Origin of the sequence: Streptomyces hilarionis (assembly GCF_024539675.1) — a bacterium.
GTDB classification, from domain to species: Bacteria; Actinomycetota; Actinomycetes; order Streptomycetales; family Streptomycetaceae; genus Streptomyces; species Streptomyces hilarionis.
This window is the reverse complement of the sequence record NZ_JAHHIT010000336.1, coordinates 1-1,913: the sequence shown is the minus strand read 5'-3', so window position 1 is coordinate 1,913 and position 1,913 is coordinate 1. Positions and strand designations below refer to the sequence as shown.

The window sequence follows — 1,913 nt, the reverse complement described above, 5'->3', positions numbered from 1 at the left end:
CCCCCGAGCCCCGCCCCGGGAGCGAGCGCGGCCCTGGTCGTGCCGTCGCGCGCCGACCCGCCCAGCCGCCTGACGCTCACCCCCGGCTCGGCACCGCGTAACCGGGCACAGACGGCCACCGGACCGTCAGCAGGACCGACTCCTCCTCGGCGTACCACGAGTGGTCGACCCCGTGCCCCCACACGACGTAGTCGCCCTGCTCCGCCAGGACCACCTCGCGTCCGGGCAGCAGCACCCGGAAACGGCCGCTGATCAGGACCAGGAGCGCGGTGCGTTCCTCGCCCCGCACCCATTCCCCGCGCCGGTCGCCGCGAGGGTGGACACCCCACTTGATCTCCACGGCCTCACTGTGGCGGGGATCGCCGGCCTCCTTGAAGTGCCCGAGGAGCCAGCCCCGGTCCAGGGGGGCGTCCTTGCCCGCGTTGCCCACGTACACACTGTCGTCCACGCACCCACTGTCGTTCATGGCGCAGGACGCCGGCAATCCGCGTCTGAGCGGGAGGCATCGGCTCGGCGCCCCGGTTCTGCCTGGTCCCCGCGCTGTGGACGCCGCTCTCGACGGCGCCGTCGACGCCCTGCCGACGGCGGGATCCTTGCCCGGCAACGGCCGGCGAGGGCACTCGACGTTGCTGCCGGAAGACGGCGATGTTGCGCAAACCCTTGACGCGCTCCCTTCGCCTGCGTAGATATGTCTGCGCAGTCATGTCAGCGCAGTCATACGGAAAGGACCGCGCTGTCGGCTGCCGGAGATCTTGGAGAGACCCATGGCGCGACTGGCAGGCCGCAGCACCGGCGCCGCACCACGCAGCATCGACGTGGCGCGGCTGGCGGGCGTTTCGCAGAAGACGGTGTCCAGGGTCATGAACGGTGAGCAGTACGTCTCCGAAGACGTGCGCCGGCGGGTCCTGGAAGCCGCAGAGACCCTCGGCTACCGGCTGAACCACGCCGCGCGGGCACTGGCCTCGGGCCGGACCCGGTCCATCGGTGTAGTGACGCTCGGCACGGCGCTCTACGGCCCCGCGTCCCTCCTCATGGGCCTGGAGCGGGCCGTCCGGGACACCGGGTACACGCTCCGCGTGGTCAACACCGTGGAAGGCGACGCCTCGGGTATCGCCGGCGCCGTCGACTCGCTCCTCGACCAGGGCGTGGACGGCATCGTCATCTCCGAGCCGATCGACGAGGAAGGCGACGCCGATGTCGCGATCCGCTCCGACGTGCCGTTCCTGGTCCTCGGGGCGCCGCCGCCGTTCACCGCGCGCCGGGTGGTGACCTCCGGGCTCGTGGCCCACCGGCTGGCCCGGGCCGTCACCGAGCATCTGCTGGACCTCGGGCACCCGACCGTCCACCACCTGGGCGGTCCGCGGCGCTGGTACGCCGCCCGGGACCGCAGGGAGGGCTGGCGGGCCACGCTCGCCGCACACGAGAGGCGCGAACCGCCTGTGCTCGTGGGCGACTGGTCCGCCGCCTCCGGATACCGCGCGGGGCTCGAACTGGCCGAGGACGACGACGTCACGGCGGTGTTCGCCGCCAACGACGACATGGCCATCGGTCTGATCCGCGCACTGCTCGAGACCGGCCGGCGGGTGCCGCAGGACATCAGCGTCGTCGGGCTGGACGACATACCGGTGGCCGCCTATGTGACTCCGCCCCTGACGACGGTGCGGCAGCCGTTCGACGCGACGGCGCAGGACGGACTCAGACGTCTCGTGCACGCCATCGAGAACCCGGACGCGGAGCCCATGCCGGTGAACGACCCGCCCGTCAGCCTCGTGGTCCGGTCCTCGACGGCGCCCCCGCCGAACCGCACGGCCCGGCCGGACCCGGCGACACCGCTGGACGGGGTGCGGGTGTTCGCGGGGGCGGCTCCGGCCGCCCGGGCGACCCCCGCCCCCCGCCGGACCGCGGTCTGACCC

The 1,913-nt window shown here is 73.2% G+C and carries 2 protein-coding genes; one reads left to right on the top strand and one right to left on the bottom strand.

The window, feature by feature from the left end:
• Positions 1-76: 76 nt before the first annotated feature.
• Entirely contained in the window at positions 77-448 is a 372-nt protein-coding gene (locus tag KMS84_RS38450) for a cupin domain-containing protein (protein WP_256921198.1), read from the bottom strand.
• A 316-nt stretch (positions 449-764) separates the two neighbouring features.
• Here KMS84_RS38450 and KMS84_RS38445 point away from each other — a divergent pair, with 316 nt between their 5' ends.
• Complete coding sequence (locus KMS84_RS38445; protein ID WP_256921197.1) at positions 765-1,910, top strand: LacI family DNA-binding transcriptional regulator; 1,146 nt, start codon at positions 765-767, stop codon at positions 1,908-1,910.
• Positions 1,911-1,913 lie beyond the last annotated feature (3 nt).